This window comes from Wenyingzhuangia aestuarii (assembly GCF_011927765.1).
GTDB lineage: Bacteria > Bacteroidota > Bacteroidia > Flavobacteriales > Flavobacteriaceae > Wenyingzhuangia > Wenyingzhuangia aestuarii.
The window spans coordinates 70,195-85,710 of sequence record NZ_JAATJG010000015.1 but is presented as its reverse complement, the minus strand read 5'-3'; the positions used below and the strand labels follow the sequence as shown (position 1 = coordinate 85,710).

Annotated in this window: 16 protein-coding genes; 11 read left to right on the top strand and 5 right to left on the bottom strand. The window is 32.1% G+C overall.

Going from position 1 to position 15,516, the window contains the following annotated elements:
• Positions 1 to 39: 39 nt before the first annotated feature.
• The 4 genes from GGR97_RS13255 to GGR97_RS13240 all read right to left on the bottom strand — a co-directional run bounded on the left by GGR97_RS13255 (position 40) and on the right by GGR97_RS13240 (position 3,670).
• Positions 40 to 267, bottom strand: a complete 228-nt coding sequence (locus tag GGR97_RS13255; protein WP_167899010.1) for a hypothetical protein — start codon at positions 265 to 267, stop codon at positions 40 to 42.
• Positions 268 to 278: 11 nt separating this feature from the next.
• Complete coding sequence (locus GGR97_RS13250) at positions 279 to 1,631, bottom strand: MATE family efflux transporter (RefSeq protein WP_167899009.1); 1,353 nt, start codon at positions 1,629 to 1,631, stop codon at positions 279 to 281.
• A 106-nt stretch (positions 1,632 to 1,737) separates the two neighbouring features.
• The gene (locus tag GGR97_RS13245) at positions 1,738 to 2,073 is read right to left on the bottom strand and encodes a tRNA-binding protein (protein ID WP_167899008.1); all 336 of its coding nucleotides are present in this window, start codon (positions 2,071 to 2,073) and stop codon (positions 1,738 to 1,740) included.
• A 1-nt stretch (position 2,074) separates the two neighbouring features.
• Entirely contained in the window at positions 2,075 to 3,670 is a 1,596-nt protein-coding gene (locus tag GGR97_RS13240) for an ABC transporter substrate-binding protein (RefSeq protein WP_167899007.1), read from the bottom strand.
• Between the two features lie 117 nt (positions 3,671 to 3,787).
• On the opposite strand from GGR97_RS13240, the gene mtaB reads away from it, so the two are divergent.
• From mtaB to GGR97_RS13185, 11 genes are all read left to right on the top strand, one after another.
• Positions 3,788 to 5,146, top strand: coding sequence for a tRNA (N(6)-L-threonylcarbamoyladenosine(37)-C(2))-methylthiotransferase MtaB (gene mtaB / locus GGR97_RS13235; RefSeq protein ID WP_167899006.1), 1,359 nt, complete (start codon positions 3,788 to 3,790; stop codon positions 5,144 to 5,146).
• Positions 5,147 to 5,153: 7 nt separating this feature from the next.
• Positions 5,154 to 5,804 (top strand): YqiA/YcfP family alpha/beta fold hydrolase, encoded by a 651-nt coding sequence (locus GGR97_RS13230; RefSeq protein ID WP_167899005.1) that lies wholly within the window; start codon positions 5,154 to 5,156, stop codon positions 5,802 to 5,804.
• Positions 5,805 to 5,834: 30 nt separating this feature from the next.
• Positions 5,835 to 6,728 carry a lytic transglycosylase domain-containing protein gene (locus GGR97_RS13225; RefSeq protein WP_167899004.1) on the top strand — a complete coding sequence of 298 codons (894 nt, stop codon included), beginning with the start codon at positions 5,835 to 5,837 and terminating at the stop codon, positions 6,726 to 6,728.
• 87 nt (positions 6,729 to 6,815) lie between these two features.
• A complete protein-coding gene (locus GGR97_RS13220) occupies positions 6,816 to 7,388 on the top strand; it encodes a Crp/Fnr family transcriptional regulator (RefSeq protein WP_167899003.1) in 573 nt (190 codons plus the stop codon).
• Between the two features lie 88 nt (positions 7,389 to 7,476).
• A complete protein-coding gene (locus GGR97_RS13215; protein ID WP_167899002.1) occupies positions 7,477 to 8,091 on the top strand; it encodes a hypothetical protein in 615 nt (204 codons plus the stop codon).
• Between the two features lie 10 nt (positions 8,092 to 8,101).
• Positions 8,102 to 8,491 carry a DUF6326 family protein gene (locus GGR97_RS13210; protein ID WP_167899001.1) on the top strand — a complete coding sequence of 130 codons (390 nt, stop codon included), beginning with the start codon at positions 8,102 to 8,104 and terminating at the stop codon, positions 8,489 to 8,491.
• A gap of 59 nt (positions 8,492 to 8,550) precedes the next feature.
• The gene (locus GGR97_RS13205; RefSeq protein ID WP_167899000.1) at positions 8,551 to 9,246 is read left to right on the top strand and encodes an ABC transporter ATP-binding protein; all 696 of its coding nucleotides are present in this window, start codon (positions 8,551 to 8,553) and stop codon (positions 9,244 to 9,246) included.
• Positions 9,247 to 9,250: 4 nt separating this feature from the next.
• A complete protein-coding gene (locus tag GGR97_RS13200) occupies positions 9,251 to 10,480 on the top strand; it encodes an ABC transporter permease (protein WP_167898999.1) in 1,230 nt (409 codons plus the stop codon).
• Between the two features lie 3 nt (positions 10,481 to 10,483).
• Positions 10,484 to 11,716, top strand: coding sequence for an ABC transporter permease (locus GGR97_RS13195; protein ID WP_167898998.1), 1,233 nt, complete (start codon positions 10,484 to 10,486; stop codon positions 11,714 to 11,716).
• Positions 11,717 to 11,743: 27 nt separating this feature from the next.
• Positions 11,744 to 12,868 (top strand): efflux RND transporter periplasmic adaptor subunit, encoded by a 1,125-nt coding sequence (locus GGR97_RS13190; RefSeq protein WP_167898997.1) that lies wholly within the window; start codon positions 11,744 to 11,746, stop codon positions 12,866 to 12,868.
• A gap of 4 nt (positions 12,869 to 12,872) precedes the next feature.
• On the top strand, positions 12,873 to 14,195 hold the full coding sequence (locus GGR97_RS13185) for a TolC family protein (protein WP_167898996.1): 1,323 nt from the start codon (positions 12,873 to 12,875) through the stop codon (positions 14,193 to 14,195).
• A 71-nt stretch (positions 14,196 to 14,266) separates the two neighbouring features.
• On the opposite strand, the gene GGR97_RS13180 is transcribed toward GGR97_RS13185, so the two are convergent.
• On the bottom strand, positions 14,267 to 15,421 hold the full coding sequence (locus tag GGR97_RS13180) for an MFS transporter (RefSeq protein ID WP_167898995.1): 1,155 nt from the start codon (positions 15,419 to 15,421) through the stop codon (positions 14,267 to 14,269).
• Positions 15,422 to 15,516: the final 95 nt, after the last annotated feature.

The following is a 15,516-nucleotide window of genomic DNA, read 5'->3' as shown; positions in this document are numbered from 1 at the left end:
AATTTAATCGTTGGTCTAAAAATTCAATAGTTTGGGTAACTATTCAGAATATTTTTCCATTTCTTCGTCGTAAAAAGCAGATGCTTCTTCTATATATTGTGCTACTTGTGTAGACAATTCTTCTTCATCAGATCCTTCTAAATCATCCCACAATTCTATTTCATCATCCTTTAAATTAATGATAAATCTTGGGAAATCTGTGTGAATCACAAAAATATCTTCATCACACGCTGTGTTATCTGCTAATAAAAACCTAGGTAATTCCATGTTTTTTGTATTTATTTATTTTCTGACAAAAGTAATCTTTTTGTTAGATGTTGAAACCTTATATATAATAATATCGATGCAACGGTTAATCCTACCAATAAACCAATCCAAATTCCAAAAGTTCCTAAGTCTGTTAAAATTCCTAAATAGTAACAAACAGGAAAACCTATAACCCAATAAGAAATAAAGACCAACCACATAGGCACCACCATATCTTGCAAACCTCTTAAAGCCCCCAAAACTACAACTTGTATTCCATCAGATATTTGAAACAATCCTGCAATAATTAGCAATTTGGCTGCAATGTCTACTACTTCTTTATCATCAATATAAATCCAAGGTAAGTAGGTTCTTAAAGCCATAAAACCAATAGCAGCTATAATGGCAATAATAATCATTAACAATATGGTAGAAATGGCAATTCTTTTTAGGTTGATGTAATCTTTTAACCCTTTTTGATTTCCAACTCTAATAGTAGCTGTAACCCCCATTCCGGTAGCTACCATAAAAGTCATAGTAGATAAATTTAAAGCTATTTGATTAGCCGCCTGTTCTTGCGTTCCTAACATTCCTGCCAACAACACTCCTGATGCAAAAATTCCTATTTCGAAAAACATTTGCAAAGCAGCAGGATACCCTAATTTAATAATTTTTAATACGCGTTCTTTTTCAATTTTCCACCAAGAAATGGCCATATTATAAGGCTTAAATTCTTTCTTTTTGCTGATGAAATACAACAACACAAAAATCATTAAAATACGCGATACCAAAGTACCGTATGCGGCTCCACTAATTCCCAATGCCGGAGCCCCCAGTTTTCCGTAGATTAACATATAATTTAAAAGAATGTTGATAGAATTGGCTCCCAAAATAGCAATCATGGCATATTTGGTTTGACTCAATCCATCCGTAAACTGTTTGATAGCCTGAAAAATTAACAAAGGCACCATGGAATACGCTATAATCTTATAATATGGTAAAGCCAAAGCTACCACCTCAACAGGTTGATCGATCATAGAAAGCACAGGCTCTATCAATAATAAAATACCCGCTAGTACCACACCTATAATAGTTAGCAACACCACTCCGTGTTGGTAATCTTTTTTTCCTTCTATATAATTCTTAGCACTGTCCGACTCTGCAATTAAAGGAGTAATGGCAAAAGAAAAACCAATTCCCAATCCCATTAAAATAAAAAAAATAGAATTGGCTAAAGAAACAGCTGCCAAAGCAGGAGCTCCTAGTTCCCCAACCATAATATTATCGGCAAAACCTACCAATACATTTCCTAACTGTCCTAACATTACAGGAACAGCAATGCTTATATTGGTTTTAAATTCTGATGTGTATTGCTTTAAATTCATGGGAGGTTGCAAAATAAATTTGCGCAAAGATACAAACTTAGTGATGCAGATGAACCACCCAATGTAAAGAAGTATTTCTTAAGTTTTGGTTAATTTAAAAACCACTTTAGGCTATTTTAGTTCCGTTTTCTACCCTTCTTTCTGGCTGTAATAAGGTAACCTCTCCAGGATTTCCTAATCCTCCCAAAATTAAACACTCGCTCATAATATTGGCAATTTGTTTGGCAGGAAAATTTACAACAGCTACCACTTGCTTGCCTATTAAATTTTCTGGCTGATATAGTTTTGTTATTTGTGCCGATGTTTTTTTAAGTCCCAACACTCCAAAATCTACAACTAATTTATAAGCAGGATTTCTAGCTTCTTTAAAAACCTCAGCACTTACCACAGTACCAACTCTCATATCTATTTTGGAAAAGTCTCCCCAAGTTATTTCTTCCATACTATTCTGTTTTATACACTCTTTTTAATTCTAAAAGATTGGTAGCATTTGTAGTTAATCCTTTTACATTGTTATGTTTAAAACGAACCACTTCATCATAAAACAAAGGAACTACAGGAATATCTGCCATAATAATGCTATCCATTTGTTTGTAAATTTTTATACGCTCCTTTTTATCGGTAATAGCCAAAGAGTGTTCGTAAAGCTCATCAAAAACAGGATTGCTGTAATGGGTGTAATTGGGACCTTGTGGAGCAAAGTTTTTACTGTAAAACAAAGATAAAAAGTTTTCTCCATCCGGATAATCTGCAATCCACCCTACTCTAAACGTAGGTAATTTTCCATTGGCCTTTAACTGTCTTAGCACAGGTGATGGCAACACTTCTAATTTTACAGCAAGACCAACTCCTTGTAATTCTCTCTGAATAAATTCAAACAAATCAGTATAACTAGAAACTGTGGTTATTTTTATTGTTGGATTGTGATCGCCCGTTTCTTGTTTGTATTTTTCTATCAGTTGTTTGGCTTTTTCTGGATGGTAAGTGTTTAGTGCTCCTTTATAATGCGATGGCAATCCTTTAGGAATAAATCCTGTAGCTGGAGTTCCAATATTGTTTCTTAAATATCGTAACATTTTAGCCCTATCAAAACCTAAACTTATTGCTTTTCTGATGTAGGGATGATTGTCTACCGTTTCTCCATCCATTAAAAATGCAATATACTCCACAATTAAATAAGGAGCTTTGTCAATAGCTAATTTGTTTTTGTACTTAGGTAATAAATCTCCTACTGGTGATAATAGTTCATCTTTATAAGAGGTATGCAAGTCGTACAACACATCGGAATTTCCTTGAATAAATTGTAAAAATTCTGTTTGCTTATCTGCAAAAAAAGTAACTGCAATGGCTTCTAAATACGGAAGTTGTTTCCCTTTTTCGTCTTTTTCAAAATACAAAGGATTTTTACGAAATACCAATTTTGTATTTTCTACCCACATTTTAAACTGAAAAGGTCCTGTTCCTACCGGGTTAGATCTAAATTCTGTTCCATAAAACTCAATAGCTTCTTTAGGAACTACCGAGCAATATTGCATAGATAATAAGCCTAAAAAAGGAGGAAAAGCTTTGTGCAATTCCATTCTAAAAACAGAATCGTTCAAAGCCTTAAAACTTTTAACGTTTTGCATGACCCATCTTCCAGAAGAGGCCACTTTAGGATCTAACAAACGTCCAATACTATATTCAAAATCATGAGCGGTAACTGTTCTGGTACTATCTTTCCCAAATACTGCGTTTTTATGAAAGTAAACATCGTTTCTTAAAGTAAAGTCATACACTTTATTGTCTTTAGAAATGTTCCACTTTTTAGCAATACTAGGCACTACATTTAGTTCATCATCAAAAGAAACCAAACCATTATATAGCTGATTTGTTGCCCAAACAATGGGTTCGTTTTTAGCAAAAGCCGGATCTAAGGTGGTAATATTATCTTTTTCGTTGTACCTAAAAACTTGCGAAGTCTTGTATTTACTGGTTTTATCTTTACAAGCTATCAATACAAACAACAAGCACAAAAAAGAAAGTATATTTTTAATCATTGGGTTAATTTACTACAAATGAATTTATTACAATTTTTAAACCACAAAAATCAAACATCCTTAAACAAGTACATATCGTTAAAAAACCCTACCTTTGTGCCCCGTAAATTTACAAGAATGAGTGCGCAAAAAAAAGTAGCTTTTTACACATTAGGGTGTAAACTTAATTTTTCTGAAACTTCTACCATTGCACGTAACTTTCAAGACGAAGGTTTTACACGTGTAGATTTTGAGGAACAGGCTGATATTTATGTAATTAACACCTGTTCTGTGACAGACAACGCAGACAAACGTTTTAAAACCATTGTAAAAAATGCGTTAAAGAAAAACGAAAATGCTTTTTTAATTGCTGTGGGATGTTATGCACAATTAAAACCCGAAGAATTGGCAGCCGTTAACGGTGTAGATTTGGTTTTAGGGGCTACCGAAAAATTTAAAGTTACTGATTACATTAACGATTTGTCTAAAAACGATTTGGGAGAAGTACATTCTTGCGAAATTGAAGAGGCTGATTTTTATGTAGGTTCTTACTCTATTGGAGACAGAACTCGTGCTTTCTTAAAAGTACAAGATGGTTGCGATTACAAATGTACTTATTGCACCATCCCTTTGGCTCGTGGAATTTCTAGAAGCGATACTTTGGAAAATGTTTTACAAAATGCCAAAGAAATTTCGGAACGTGGTATTAAAGAAATTGTACTTACGGGGGTAAATATTGGAGATTACGGTAAAGGTGAATTTGGTAACAAAAAACACGAACATACTTTTTACGAATTGGTACAAGCTCTAGACAAAGTTGAGGGTATTCACCGTTTAAGAATTTCTTCTATTGAGCCTAACTTGTTAAAAGATGAAATAATTAAATTTGTAAGTACTTCTAATAGTTTTGTACCTCACTTTCACATTCCCTTGCAAAGTGGTAGCGATGAAGTTTTGAAAAAAATGAAACGTAGGTATATGAGTGATTTGTATGTAAACAGAGTTACTCGTATTAAAGAAACTATGCCTAATGCTTGTATTGGGGTTGATGTAATTGTTGGTTTTCCTGGAGAAACCGATGAATTATTTTTAGAAACCTACAATTTCTTAAATCAACTAGATATTTCTTACTTACACGTTTTCACCTATTCTGAACGTGACAATACGGAAGCAGCAAACATGGAGGGTGTAGTTCCCAAAAATGTAAGAGCCAAACGTAGTAAAATGTTACGTGGTTTGTCTGTTAAAAAACGTAGAGCTTTTTACGAAAGTCAATTAGGGACTACACATACGGTTTTGTTCGAAAGTGAAAACAAAGAAGGTTACATTCACGGATTTACAGAAAACTATGTAAAAGTAAAAACTCCTTGGAATCCTAAATTGGTAAATGAATTGCATGAAATAACGTTAACTAAAATAGATGAAGATGGTTCGGTTCGTTTTGATTGGGTGCATCAACCTACAGAAAAAACCGTAAATTTGAGTGAATTGATTTAAGATCCAATTGAAAAAACATCTCTATTTTATTCCAGGAATGTCTGCAAGTTCAAAAATTTTTGAACGCATTCAATTACCCAAAGATATCTATCAAATTCATTTATTGGAATGGATACAACCTTTGCATAAAAACGAATCTTTAGAAAGTTATATCGATCGAATTTCTGTTTTTGTTAAAGAACCCAATCCTATTTTTATAGGAGTTTCTTTTGGTGGAATTATTGCTCAAGAATTAGCTAAAAAATTTAAGAGTCCCAAAGTCATTATTATTTCTAGCATCAAACATCATAATGAAGTAAGTCCTTTTTTACAATTCGTAAGAAAAACCAACTTTCACAAATTGTATCCTGTTTCGCTAATCAACTTCTTAGAAAAAACAAGCTATTATTTTGCCTACAAAAAATTCAAAAGAACTTTAATTTCTTATCGAATTTATATGCCTTTAAGAAATAAAACATACACCCAATGGGCTATACAATCTTTCTTACATTGGAAACAAAATCAAACTATAGAAGTTTTGCATTTGCACGGAAATAAAGACATAATGCTCCCTTTAAAATACATTAAAAACGCAAAAGTAATCCAAGGAGGAACTCATGTGATGATTTTGACTAAAACTTCTACAATTCAGTCTGAAATTACTAAGTATTTGGCTTGATTTTTGTTAATTTAATAGAAACAATACTTTATGAAAAAACACATTTCTTGGATACTACCTATTATAACTATTTGTGCCATAATTCCTTTTTTAATTAAGGCGGTTCCCTCTACCAAAAAGACAGGAGAAACCTATATTATTAAGGCTATTAAAACACCTGTTGGATTAGATTTTGCAGAAGAAAGTGTACCCCTCCATAAATACGATGTAAAAGAAAGAGTAGATAGAGAGTTTTTAGTAAACACCTATTGGCAATCTAACGGATTGTTATTAATTAAAAGGGCTCATAAATACTTCCCTATCATAGAACCTATTCTAGCAAAAAACAACATTCCTGATGATTTTAAATATTTGGCAGTTATAGAAAGTGGATTGCAAAATGTAACCTCTCCTGCCGGTGCAAAAGGGTTTTGGCAATTAATGCCTACAACAGCTAGAGAATATGGTTTAGAGGTAAATGATAATGTAGATGAACGTTATCATTTAGAAAAAGCGACAGAAGCAGCTTGTCAATATTTATTAAAAGCTAAAGAAGAATTTGGTACTTGGACAGAAGCGGCTGCAGCTTATAATGTTGGAATGAACGGTTTGTCTAGAAGAATGAAAGAACAACAAGTTAGTTCTTATTACGATGTACTTTTACCTGATGAAACCGCCAGATATTTACCTAGAATTATTGCTATTAAAGAAATTTTAAGCAAACCTTATGATTATGGGTTTGTTTACGAAAAAAACGATTTGTATTTATTGCCTAAATACAGAACCGTAAAACTAGATTCCGTAATACATAACATTGCTGGTTTTGCCAAAAACTTTAACACCAATTACAAAGAGCTAAAACTTCTGAATCCTTGGCTTAGAGAAAACAAACTAAACAATAGCACTAGAACAGAATATAAAATTAAAATTCCTGTAAAACAATAACACTAAAAACCCTTTGCTTACCGCAAAGGGTTTTTAAGTATCTTTAAAATCTAAATAGACTAGTACTAAAGCCAAAGTTAGATTTAAATGAAAAGAGAATTAGTAAATTACATTTCGAGTCACATGGACTTGCCAGAAAAACTTGAAAAGATTGTTCTTGATAGTTCTAACATAAAAAAATATAAAAAAGGAACGCTAATCTTAAAAGAAGATACAATTGCTAACGAAAGTTTCTTTGTGTTAAAAGGTTGCTTAAGATCCTATCTACTTAAAGATGGTGATGAAAAAACAATTGAATTCTATACGGAAGGACAACCTGTAGTTCCTAAAAATTATGGCAAAAAAATTCCCACAGAACAATATTTAGAATGTGTAGAAGAAACCATTGTAAATGTAAATTCTCCTGAGCATGAAGCGGAAATGTTTCAAAAACATCCAGAGTTTGAATCTGTTTGTAGAATTCTTGGAGAAATTATTCTAGAAAAACAACAAGAGCTATTTGTGAACTATAAAATGGCTACCCCAGAAGATCGTTACACGCATTTAAGAAATACCAGACCCGATTTATTACAAAGAGTTCCTCAATACCAAATAGCAAGTTACTTAGGGCTTACTCCACAATCTTTAAGTAGAATTAGAAAAAGACTGGTAGATAAATAACCTAAAAAACAGATTCTTTATTACCTTAAGTGAATGAATCTTTCCTCACACTCAATTTATTTTTGTTCTCATATTAAATTCTATTTTTATGAAAAACAAAAACATTATTCTCGCATTTCTTTTTTTTAGCACTTTGCACGTATCAGCACAATACCATAAACAAGACCTTAACTACAAAGAATGTTTTGTTGGAAGTACCTTTGCTATGTTAGGAAACTTATTTCCCGATGAAAAGCCAGATTTTATACAGCTCAACATTGGTTATCGTATAACCGAAAAAGATGTTGTTTCTATAGAACTTAAGACTTGGAAATACCATCAACCTTTAGGCCTTCCATATGGTGACTCTTTTGAAGATCCCAATGAAAACTTTCCAGGTTATATTCGTGAAAAAGGATTTGCTTTGGCTTACCAACATTTTTGGTGGAAAGGATTGTATACCGGAGTTCATGTAATGAGTGCTTGGCAATCTTTTGTAAATACCGAAGGAACTAAAATAGACAAAGGTTTTCAAATATTTAACACCTATAGATTAGGTTATCATGTTAAACTTTTTAAAAACAGTTTTTTTATAGAACCTTCCATAGCTATAACACACAGACCATACCACACCCAAATGTCCAATTCTTTTAAAGCACAAGACCGTAAATATTCTAAATTCTTTTTTGGAGAACCTGAATTGCATTTTGGTTATAATTTTTAAAACTAAACCTATGAAAACACAAAACAAACTATCAACCTTATGGATTATAGTAATGATGAATTTACTGTTTGCCGATGTTTTATCTATTATGGTAGAGCTTGTCAATAAAAATACACTTGATGATATTCTAGGAGAAGTAACCTCTACCATGGCAATTGCAGCCGTTCTTACCAACATTCCCATTTTAATGATTTATTTTTCTAAATCTTTAAGCTTTTCTATAAACCGTAAGTTGAATATGATTGCAGGTTTTATAACCATCATTTTTGTGATTGGAGGAGGAAGTTTACTCCCCCACTATTTAATTTGTGCTAGTATTGAGGTAATTGCATTGCTAATCATTATAAAAATTGCTTGGACATGGAAAAACAATCCTAACCCAGAACAAATAGATTCGTAGCCCTAAAACAGCTATAAATGTTAATTAATGATTATATTTAGTACTGAAAAATAAACACTATGATTCAGATAGAAAACCTACACAAATCTTACAAAGTAGGGAATGATTCTTTACACGTACTAAAGGGAATTAATCTTCATGTTAAAGAAGGTGAGTTTATTTCTATTATGGGTTCCTCTGGTTCTGGAAAATCTACTTTTTTAAATATTATTGGTTTGTTAGATACTCATGATGAGGGACTTTACAAATTAAACAATGAAATCATAAAAGATTTAAACGAAACCAAGGCTGCATTATTAAGAAATCACTTTATCGGATTTATTTTTCAATCTTTTAATTTAATCTCCTACAAAACAGCGGTAGAAAATGTTGCGCTACCTTTGTATTACAAAGGAGGATACAACAAAAAAGAACGTCAAAAAATAGCCTTAGAATATTTAGACAAAGTGGGCTTAAAACCTTGGGCCACTCACCTACCTAACGAATTATCTGGAGGTCAAAAACAACGTGTTGCCATTGCTAGAGCTTTGGTTACACAACCTAAAATTATTTTAGCTGATGAGCCTACAGGTGCACTAGATTCTGTAACAACGCAAACAACAATGGAGTTGTTAAAAAACATCAATAAAGAAGGGATGACGGTTGTTATTATTACACACGAGGAAGATGTTGCTTTACAAACCAATAGAATTATTAGGTTAAAAGACGGTGTAATTATGAGCGATGATGCTGTAAAATCTAATGTAAACGTATAAAAATATGTTTGACAGAGATTTATGGTCCGAAATTTTCCAAAGCATTCGTAAAAACAAATTAAGAAGTATCCTTTCTGGTTTTACCATTACTTTTGCCATTCTAATATTCACGCTACTATTTGGAATTTCAAACGGACTCCAAAATACATTTTCTAGTTTTTTTGTAAACAACACTCCAAACGCAATTCATATTTATTCTGGTAAAACTTCTATTCCTTACAAAGGAAAAAAATCAGGAAGAAAAATACATTTAAGCAACAAAGAAACTAAAGCAATTAAAGATATTAATGGAAACAAAGTTGACTACTTATCTTCTAAAATCAATAAGAATTTTAATGTTAGTTATCAGCATCACAAAAACAACTATGCTATAAATGCAGTCTTACCCGATGATCAATTTATTGATACCTATAAATTAAGTGAAGGTCGTTTTATAAACATTAGCGACATTCATCAAAACAAAAAAACAGCTGTTATAGGACAATTGGTTAAAAACGATTTGTTTAAAACCAAAAATGCCATTGGAAAATACATCAACCTACAAGGCATTAATTTTAAGGTTGTGGGAGTCTTTAGCAAAGAAGGAGATGACAATGCCGAAAGAATCATTTACATTCCATTAAGTACAGCCCAAACCTTATATGCTAATAACGATTATGTCAATCAAATATCTTTAACCTACAATAAAAACATGAGCTACCCAGAGGTAGTTGCTTTTAGCGAATCGTTACAGACTCAATTAAAAGAATTACTGGTTATTTCTCCAAACGATCAAAGTGCAATTAGGGTACGAAACGTTGCAGAATCTGTTAAAAAAACCAACATGATGATGATGGTTTTAACTGTATTAATCTTTTTTATTGGCTTTGGAACTCTAATTGCTGGAATTGTAGGAATTAGCAACATTATGATTTATGTGGTTAGTGAACGTACAAAAGAGTTAGGGGTTAGAAAAGTACTAGGGGCTTCTCCAAAATCTATTGTAGCGTTAATCTTATTAGAATCTATCACCATTACCTCTATTGCGGGTTATGCTGGAATTTTAATAGGTCTTGGCTCCGTAAAATTAATAGGAAACAGTTTAGAAAAATATTTTATTACAGATCCAAGTGTAGATACTTCTATTATTATAGGAGCTATGATTACCTTGGTTATTTCTGGTTGTATAGCAGGTTATGTGCCTGCCAAAAGGGCTTCTAGAATAAAACCCATTGTAGCACTAAGAGACGAATAACATATGAAGTTTTTATTTGAAAGAGATACCTGGCAGGAAATATACGAGAGTGTTCGCAAAAACAAAATGCGAACCTTTATTACGGTTATTGGAGTTACTTGGGGAATTTTCTTGTTAGTTACGCTATTAGGGTGTGCAAGAGGAATGGAAAATTCTTTTAACAGATTGTTTGGAGATTTTGCCACCAATAGTGTTTTTATTTGGGGACAGTCCACAGAAAAAGCTTTTCAAGGTTTTCAAAAAGGAAAAAGAGTACTCTTAAATTTAAACGATGTTGAAAGCATTAAAAAAGAAATTAACGGAATTGAATTTGTAGTTCCTAGAAATAGAAGAAACGGTACCATTATTAGAAATTTTCAATCGGGAGATTTTACTATTAATGGAGATTTTCCGGTGCTAGATAAAGTGCAGAAAAAAAATCTTACCCTAGGTAGATTCATCAACCAAACAGATATTACAGAAAAGAGAAAAGTAATTGTTATTTCCGAGGAAATTTATAAACAATATTTTGATAAAAAAGAAAACCCTATAGGAGAAAACTTAGAACTCAATCAGATAAATTTTATTGTAATTGGAGTTTTTAAAAACGGGAATATTGGAATGACTTCAGATATTCACATTCCATTTACAACCTTTCAACAAATTTACAATACCGGTCAGGATATTGGAATGATGATGGTGACAGGTAAAAGTGATAGCGATATTAAACAAGTAGAAATAGACACCAAACTACTACTTAAAAACCTACACAACATTCATCCAGAAGATACACGTGCTATTGGTGGTTTTAACCTTGGAAAAGAATTTGAAAAAATGAATGGTTTCTTAACCGGAATGCAATTTTTAACCTGGTTTGTAGGAATTGCAACACTAATTGCTGGAGTATTTGCTATTGGAAATATTTTATTAATCACGGTTAAAGAACGTACCAAAGAAATTGGAATAAGAAGAGCTATTGGAGCAACCCCATTAATGATTAAAAGACAAATAATACTAGAAGCTGTAACGCTTGCCTTAGTTGCTGGTTTTCTGGGAATTTTTGGAGGAGGATTGGTCTTAATTGTTATTGATAAAATATGGGGACAAGGAGAAGATGCAGTTTTGGTAAATCCATCTGTATCCATTCCTATTATATTTATATCCGTAGGAATTTTAGTGATTTTAGGAACCCTAATAGGATTAATACCTGCAACCAAAGCCACGCAAGTAAACCCAATAGAAGCATTAAACAGTTAACAAAAGAAATTACATACATACAAAGCCATGAAAAAAACAATCAGAATCATCATCATTCTAGTCTTACTAGGAATTTTCGGTTTCGTTATTAAATATTTTATAGATAAGAATAGTAAATCTGCCGTAGAATTTAAAACAGAAACTCCTTTTATCACCACTATCGAAAAAAAATCGGTAGCTACAGGAACCGTTATTCCAGAAGATGAAGTGGAAATTAAACCTCAAATATCTGGAATTATTGAACAAATTTTTGTGGAAGAAGGGAAGTATGTTAAAGAAGGAGATTTAATTGCTAAAATTAAAGTTGTTCCCAACGAGCAGTCTTTAAACAGTGCCAATGGTAGAGTTATAAACGCCAAACTTAGTTTAGAAAACATGACCAAAGAATACAACCGAAACAAACAGTTATTTGACAAAGGAATTATTGCTACTCAAGAATTTAATACTGCTGAACTACAATACAATCAAGCTAAGCAAGATTTAGAAAACGCAAAAAAAGACTATCAAATTATAAAGTTAGGATCTGCAAACGGATCTTCGTCTGCAAACACCAATATTAGAGCAACCATTTCTGGAACTATTTTAGAAATTCCCGTAAAACAAGGAGATCAAGTAATAGAAAGTAACAACTTTAACGCAGGTACTACTATTGCTTTTATTGCCGATTTAAAGAAAATGATTTTTGAAGGAAAAGTTGATGAAGCCGAAGTAGGAAAATTAAAAGAAAACACCACACTAGAAGTTACTATTGGTGCTATTGACACTCAAAAATTTAAGGCCAACTTAACTTTTATTGCTCCAAAAGGAATAGATGAACAAGGTGCTGTGTTATTTAAAATAAAAGCTAGTTTAGACTTATCAGATAATGTAAATATTAGAGCAGGGTACAGTGCCAATGCAGCCTTAATTTTAGACAAAAAAGAAAATATTTTAGCCGTAAAAGAATCTTTAATTCAATACGATAGAAAAACAGAAAAACCTTACTTAGAAATAGAAACCGAAAATCAAGTATTTGAACGTAAAGATGTAGTTCTAGGAATTTCTGATGGAATTAATGTAGAAATTACAGAAGGCATTTCTAAGGATGATAAAATTAAAGTTTGGAATCAGGTAACTGGAAAAGAGTCTGACTATTCTAAAAAGAAAAAATAAGCACATGAAAACAAAATTATTACTCACCCTTATTCTATGTACTTGTCTTAGTAACGCTCAAACCAAAAAATGGACGTTAAAGGAATGTGTGGCTTATGCTTTGGAAAACAACATTACCATTCAAAAATCTGAACTAGAAATAGAAGCTGCTAAAATTGATGTATCAACCTCAAAAGGAAACTTTTTACCAAATTTAAATGCCAATGTCAATCATTCTTGGAGAACAGGTTTAAACACAGACCCTATTACCAATACAAACGTAGTTGCCACCACACAAAGCACTGGGTTTGGTCTAAGTTCTAATATTACTTTGTATGATGGAATGAGAAACATAAAACAGCTACATAAATCCAACTTAAACTTGTTATCTAAACAATATCAGTTAGATGATATGAAGGATAATATTTCTCTAAATGTATGCAATGCTTTTCTACAAATTTTATTCAACAAAGAATCTCTTAAAGCCTTAAAAATTCAACAAGAACTAAGCGTTAAAGAAGTGGAAAGAACCAAAGAATTGGTAAAAGCTGGTAGAAAACCTAAAGGAGATATTTTAGAAATAGAAGCAACACTGGCCGATCAAGAAAAGGCTATTGTAAACATGGAAAACAATATTCTAATTTCTAAACTAAGTTTATTTAATTTATTGGTACTAAAAGATTTTGATGCTTTTGATATTGCTGATGACACTTACGAATTAATTCCTACAGACATTACCTCTAACAGTCCACAAGCTATTTACAAACAATCTTTAACGGTAAGAAACGACATCAAACTATCGGAAGTTGCGATTGAAATTGCAGAAAATGATATAAAAATTTCCAAAGGAGCATATCAACCAACCCTAAGCGGTTCCTATGGTTTTAATACAAGTTACTTTACATCAGAATTATTTAATTCTCCTGATTTTAAAACTCAAATAGACAGCAACAAAGGACATTCTTTTGGATTGAGTTTAAGCATCCCTATTTTTAATAGATTTCAAACAAAAAATGCAGTTAAAAAATCTAGACTACAATTAGAACAAGCACAACTAAATTTAAAACAAACTCAGTTTGATTTAAGAGATAAAGTATACCAAGCTTTTAATGATACCAAAGGAGCTTTAAAAACCTATGAAGCAAGCATAAAGGCTTTAGAGGCCAGAACGCTTGCTTATGACTATGCAACCGAAAAATTTAATGTAGGGGCTTTGGATTCATTTACGTTTAACCAAAGTAAAACCAGTTATATAAATGCCGAAACAGATGTAATTAAGGCTAAATATGATTATATTTTTAAACTTAAAGTATTAGAATTTTATTTTGGAGTTCCTATCAATTTATAACTCATTTTCTATACAAAACAACAAAGCCTAGCAGTACTGCTAGGCTTTGTTGTTATTCACTGTATTTACTTTTAAACAGCTCTAGACTTTTTTGTTTTTAAGAGCAACAAGGTAAAGCCAACCCCTATTAAGGCTAACACTGCTCCTAATAAAGACGGATATTTATAACCAAATCCAAAGGTTAAAATAACTCCTCCTAAAAATGCTCCTAATGAATTCCCTACATTAAATGCTGCTTGCGTAACTCCAGCTGCAACCATTTCTGCTTTTCCCGCTGTTTTTATCATTAAAATCTGAATAGGAGCACCTAAAGCTAAAAAGCAAGCACCTCCTGTAAAACATAAAATCAAAGCAATAATTGAATATTGTGCGAATAAAAACATCAATAATAAATTAACACTAATAGCTACAAACAAAACAATACAAGATTTTATAGGAGATATTTTATCTGCCAATCTACCACCTATAATATTTCCTACAAACATTCCTAAACCTACAAGCATCATTACTCCCATTAAATAGTTTTCAGAAACACCTGCTACTTTAGTCATTAAAGGAGCTATATAACTTAACCATGCAAAACCACCTCCTGTACCAATAGCGGTCATTAAAGTAATAATCCAAGCTTCTTTAGTTTTAAAAAAAGACAATTCTCCTTTAATATCGGTTTGTTTTCTAATCGGTAAATTAGGCAACCAAAAGAATAACGAAAGTAAAGTCATCAATCCTATAAAGGCAACAATACCAAGGGTAATTCTCCAAGAAAATGCCTGACCTAAAAAAGTTCCTAAAGGCACCATTACTAAATTAGCAATAGTTAAACCCGCAAACATCATTGATATATTTTTGGCTTCTTCTCCTTTTTTAGCCAATCTACTAGCAACAATAGAACCCACACCAAAAAAAGCTCCATGTGGCAATCCCGATAAAAATCGGAAAATATACATAAACGTAGTGTTAGGACTTAAAGCGCTTAATAAGTTAAAAAGGGTAAACAAAATCATTAAGCCTATTAATATATTCTTAGACGAAAATCGTCCAGAAAGGAATACAATTAACGGAGCTCCAATAACCACTCCCAATGCGTATAAGGATATAAATCCACCTGCTTCTGAAATGGTAATGTTAAAATATTCTGAAATAGTTGGCAACAAACCCATCATTACAAACTCTGTTGTACCAATAGACAAGCCTCCTAAAGCCAAGGGTAATAATTCCTTTTTCATAAATAAATCCTAGTGTTAGTTTAAACTTTAAACGATGCAAATGTACATTCATTTTAATAGCTACTACTAAGGATTTTTACTTTTTAAAACGAACT